This is a genomic window from Bradyrhizobium sp. (assembly GCF_049586575.1).
In the GTDB taxonomy this organism is placed as follows: domain Bacteria; phylum Pseudomonadota; class Alphaproteobacteria; order Rhizobiales; family Xanthobacteraceae; genus Bradyrhizobium.
The window spans coordinates 1-3,880 of the sequence record NZ_JBAVCF010000281.1; the positions used below are offsets into that span (position 1 = coordinate 1).

7 protein-coding genes and 1 pseudogene are annotated in these 3,880 nt (G+C 61.8%); 3 read left to right on the forward strand and 5 right to left on the reverse strand.

Translation table 11 applies throughout. The features are described from left to right. Positions 1-161: pseudogene (locus tag WB528_RS10820) on the reverse strand (alpha/beta fold hydrolase); the annotation flags it as partial. Positions 162-191: 30 nt separating this feature from the next. Next, positions 192-437 carry a DUF2188 domain-containing protein gene (locus WB528_RS10825; RefSeq protein ID WP_423888409.1) on the reverse strand — a complete coding sequence of 82 codons (246 nt, stop codon included), beginning with the start codon at positions 435-437 and terminating at the stop codon, positions 192-194. Between the two features lie 129 nt (positions 438-566). On the opposite strand from WB528_RS10825, the gene WB528_RS10830 reads away from it, so the two are divergent. Further along, positions 567-833 (forward strand): DUF2277 domain-containing protein, encoded by a 267-nt coding sequence (locus WB528_RS10830; RefSeq protein ID WP_423888410.1) that lies wholly within the window; start codon positions 567-569, stop codon positions 831-833. Positions 834-851: 18 nt separating this feature from the next. Next, a complete protein-coding gene (locus WB528_RS10835) occupies positions 852-1,175 on the forward strand; it encodes a hypothetical protein (RefSeq protein ID WP_423888411.1) in 324 nt (107 codons plus the stop codon). A 6-nt stretch (positions 1,176-1,181) separates the two neighbouring features. Here the strand turns inward: WB528_RS10835 and WB528_RS10840 are convergent, their stop codons facing one another. Beyond that, the gene (locus WB528_RS10840) at positions 1,182-1,691 is read right to left on the reverse strand and encodes a collagen-like protein (protein WP_423888412.1); all 510 of its coding nucleotides are present in this window, start codon (positions 1,689-1,691) and stop codon (positions 1,182-1,184) included. A gap of 199 nt (positions 1,692-1,890) precedes the next feature. Then, positions 1,891-2,658 carry an SDR family NAD(P)-dependent oxidoreductase gene (locus WB528_RS10845; RefSeq protein ID WP_423888413.1) on the reverse strand — a complete coding sequence of 256 codons (768 nt, stop codon included), beginning with the start codon at positions 2,656-2,658 and terminating at the stop codon, positions 1,891-1,893. Between the two features lie 108 nt (positions 2,659-2,766). Between WB528_RS10845 and WB528_RS10850 the strand changes: the two genes are divergently transcribed. Beyond that, complete coding sequence (locus WB528_RS10850) at positions 2,767-3,261, forward strand: J domain-containing protein (protein ID WP_423888414.1); 495 nt, start codon at positions 2,767-2,769, stop codon at positions 3,259-3,261. 52 nt (positions 3,262-3,313) lie between these two features. Here WB528_RS10850 and WB528_RS10855 read toward each other — a convergent pair whose 3' ends face one another. Beyond that, the gene (locus tag WB528_RS10855; protein WP_423888415.1) at positions 3,314-3,568 is read right to left on the reverse strand and encodes a hypothetical protein; all 255 of its coding nucleotides are present in this window, start codon (positions 3,566-3,568) and stop codon (positions 3,314-3,316) included. Between the last annotated feature and the right edge of the window lie 312 nt (positions 3,569-3,880).

The window sequence follows — 3,880 nt, forward strand, 5'->3', positions numbered from 1 at the left end:
GTCGTGTAGTGCAGCTTCAACTCCGGCATCACCTCGCCGCTGTGGAATTTGAAGTCGTGCACGATGAAGTCGCCTTGCTTCGGCGGCGGATAGTCAGCCGCCATCGCGGCCAACGATGTGACCGCAAAAATCGCAGTTAGGAGCGGCTGCAAACCCCTCATGGTGTCATCCCTGTCTGATGGCTTGTCGGGTTACGGCGTGTCCTGAACGTCGGTGTCCGGACGATCGCCGCCGGAGGCGGTCTCGGTGTGCCACTTTCCGTCGGCCGTTTCATACTCAATCGCCTCGGTGCGTCCGGGCACGCGCTGTTCGGCGGCGGCCCGCCGCGCGGCCGCTAAAGCCTTGGCGTGGCTCGGGAAGCTTTCCGAGAACACGCCGTCGACGGTATAGGCCCAGCCGCCGTCATGCTCGACGATCTTGTAGATGACATGGCTCATCGGGAAACGTCCTTCGTGTGCAGGGCCGGGCTTACGGAAAGCAAGCGCGCCGGTTATTCTACGACAAAATGGGTGGTGAGCCAGCCGGCTGCCACCCCGGCTCCGACCTTTCGCGAAGGGAAATGAAAAATGTGCCGAAACATCAAGACGCTGTTCAACTTTGAACCGCCGGCGACGGATGCCGAAATTCACGCCTCTGCGCTGCAATTTGTGCGCAAGCTGTCCGGCTTCAACAGGCCGTCACAGGCCAACGAGGCCGCCTTCGACCGCGCCGTCGAGGAGGTCTCTGCTGCCGCGCATCGGCTGCTCGCTTCGCTCCATACCCATGCTCCGTCGCGCGACCGCGCGGTGGAGGCCGAGAAGGCCAAGGAGCGTTCGCGGCTTAGGTTCGGGTAACGACCAATAGGATTGATCATGGTCTGGTATGTCTATGTGGGATGGTTCTTCGCCGGTGTGTTCTTGACGAACGCGATCCCGCACATCGTGCAGGGCACCTGCGGCAACCGCTTTCAGACGCCGTTCGCCTCGCCGAAGGGCGTCGGCGAGTCCTCAGCGGTCGTCAATGTGGTCTGGGGCTTCTGCAATCTCGCGATCGGTCTCGCGCTGCTCTACATCTTCCTGCCGCAACTGCCGCCGCCGTGGCCGTTATGCGCAGTGGCGCTGATCGGCGGACTGATCATCGCGTTCTATCTCGCACGGCATTTCGGCAAGGTACGGAAGGAAGCTCCGCACCCCTAGTGCACGTCACTTCTTGTCTTTCTTCTTGTCATTGTGCTTGCGGCGCTTCTTGTCTTTTTTCTTCTTGTCTTTCTTCCTGTCGCTGCGGTCGTCTTCATCGCCGTCGTCGAACAGTACCTCGTCGTGTTCTTGTTCAGCAAACGCCAGTTGCGTGGTCGCCTCACGCGCGGCGGCCTCGACGTCCTCGCGTTCGCGCCGTCGCTTGTAGTCTTCGTAAGCGTCGAACAGTACGTGTAGCCACGGCATCACCTGATCGATTGACGGCAACTGGCCGGGTGGACCGGCTTCGCCACGCGGGCCCTTTTCGCCCTGTACGCCCGGCTTTCCCTGCGGTCCCGCTTCGCCACCCGCGCCTCGAGGCCCGGCTTTTCCCGGCTTGCCCTGCGCCCCCGGTTTTCCGCGCGCACCTTCTGGTCCAGGCCGCCCGGGGTGACCTTGCGGCCCCGGCTTTCCTGGCTCGCCCGGCCGCCCTTGCGGTCCGGCTGGTCCCGGCCGGCCGGCTGTACTGTTTGCCACTGATCTCGCTCCTGCCGATCTCAGCGCAATTCTTAGCAGAGGAAGAATGACACCAGCAATTGTACGGCGGATCGATCAACATCAATCGTAAACCCTCCGGGTCGTGCGGCATGTGGCGAACAAGCCGTCCGGCCCGTCGCGAATGGAAACTGAAGATCGCGTTCACTAGCCGCGCGTCTCCAAAGCGGCCGGCGTGCCGTCAGATCGCCCGGTAACCGCCGTCCGCCATCAGGATCGATCCAGTGACATAGGATGACAGGTCGGAGGCGAGGAAGATCGCCGGCCCCACGATGTCTTCCGGTTTTCCGGCGCGGCCGAGCGGCGTGTGGTCGATGAAAATTTTCACCAGTTCCGGATTATTGGCCCGCACCGTGGCGTTAAGCGGGGTTTCGATCAGGCCGGGGCCGATCGCATTGACGCGCACGCCGTATTTTCCGAGTTCGGCGGCCAGCGCCCGGGTGAAGCCGAGGACGCCGTGCTTGGAGGTGGTGTAGGCCGGCGAGTTCGGCGTGCGCACATGCACGAAGGACTGAATGGAAGCGATATTGACGATGCGGCCCTTGCTGGCGCGCAACGGTTCGAGGAAGGCGTGCGTCACGTTGAAGACGCCGTTGAGGTTGATCGAGATGATATCTTCCCAATCCTTGATCACGGCCGAGGCGTCGCCGGCAAATGCGTTGCGCCTGTTGATGCCGGCATTGTTGACCAGGATCGAGATCCGGCCAACCTGTTCGCCGACGAGCTTGGCGACCGTAACGCAATCCTCGCGCCTGGCGACGTCGAGCCGGTAACTTGAAGCCCTGCCGCCGGCGCGGCGGATATCTTCCGCCGCTTCCCCGGCCGCTTGCTCGTTGATGTCGAGGAGGACGACCTGTGCGCCTTCGCGGGCGTAACCGGCCGCGATCGCACGGCCGATGCCGGAGGCTGATCCCGTCACGACAGCGATATGATGTTCGAGAAGCGGCATGGAGTTTCCCGACGTTATGATTTTGACAACAAGTTAATTCAAATCCGCGCCGGCAGGAAAGGAAAGCTTTATTCCTGCGGGGTGTTTCATGGCTCTCAGGATGTCGCCATGGACCGGCAGCTCGCGGAATGGAAACTTGAGCTCGACCGCGTCTGGTCGGCGCATGCGCCCGACTATGACGAGGCGGTGCGGCTCGTACTTTGGATCGCAGGAAGCAGCGAGGAAGAAACGCTGCGTCATGCGGCCTCCCAGGCGTTGCCGATTTTGCGCCGCGCCGCCCAGGAGGATGCCGACCACGCGATGCACGCCGCCGCGCGGCGGCGGCTCGGCGTCATCAGGGAGGTGTTATCGGCGCTCACCGCGCCGCAATTCGGCAGGCGAAATGCGCCGCTGAAAACCCTGACGCCGGAAGAACATTGCCGCGAGCTTCTGGGGCTGCCGCTCGAGCGCCGTCTCTCCGAGCGCGAAGTTCATCGCGCCTACAAATTGCTGGCCAAGCGCGTCCATCCGGACGCGGGTGGCAATGCCGAGGCCTTCCTGCGGATATCGGCTGCGCATGATGTGCTGATGAAAGAGCTGCGAATTCCCTCGCGATATCGGTAGGAATTCAAATCTTGCCGCGCTGGAGCTCCGTTCCGCCGATCGAGTCTGGTTTTTACAGCGAGCAGTAGTGCTTGTTCAACAGCCGGCCCTTGACGGCCACCGCCCGTTCGTAGGTCGGCTGGCGATGGGTCATGACGGTGTAATGCACCGGCCACGGCGCGGTCGGGAAGCCGTTATCCCAGACCTGGCAGAAGCCCGTGTCCGCGTAGCGGATCACATGGAAAGGCGCGGCGTCCGCGGGGCTCGCGGCGGCAAAGGCGGTGGCGGCGACGAAGGCGGCAGCGCAAAGGGTGCGAAGGTGACCCATGTTCGGTTATCTCCTCAAAGGCCAGCGTCCCGGTTCTGACATCGGCATACCTTGGCGGAGGGTTTGATTGCGGATGTCAGAACCAAAGGGACACATTGAAAATGTAGTCTGCTAGTGTGGCTTTGGATTTGACATTCGCTTGAAGGACCTGCAGCTAGCACCGAAGCGAACGTCAAATCCGCCACACTAGTGCGGCGAATTTGAAGTTCCTATCAGTGTTGCCGCAATCGCTTTATAGGAACTTCAAATTCAAGGCCGCACTAGAATCAATAAGTTACTAGAGCTCCTTTGATTCCGAAGCTCGCATCGGAG

What these genes read in the sequence shown, in the direction of transcription:
- WB528_RS10825 (WP_423888409.1), bottom strand. Translation starts at nt 437, where the DNA reads ATGAGCCATGTCATCTACAAGATCGTCGAGCATGACGGCGGCTGGGCC.
- WB528_RS10850 (WP_423888414.1), top strand. Translation starts at nt 2,767, where the DNA reads ATGGACCGGCAGCTCGCGGAATGGAAACTTGAGCTCGACCGCGTCTGG.
- WB528_RS10835 (WP_423888411.1), top strand. Translation starts at nt 852, where the DNA reads ATGGTCTGGTATGTCTATGTGGGATGGTTCTTCGCCGGTGTGTTCTTG.
- WB528_RS10855 (WP_423888415.1), bottom strand. Translation starts at nt 3,568, where the DNA reads ATGGGTCACCTTCGCACCCTTTGCGCTGCCGCCTTCGTCGCCGCCACC.
- WB528_RS10845 (WP_423888413.1), bottom strand. Translation starts at nt 2,658, where the DNA reads ATGCCGCTTCTCGAACATCATATCGCTGTCGTGACGGGATCAGCCTCC.
- WB528_RS10830 (WP_423888410.1), top strand. Translation starts at nt 567, where the DNA reads ATGTGCCGAAACATCAAGACGCTGTTCAACTTTGAACCGCCGGCGACG.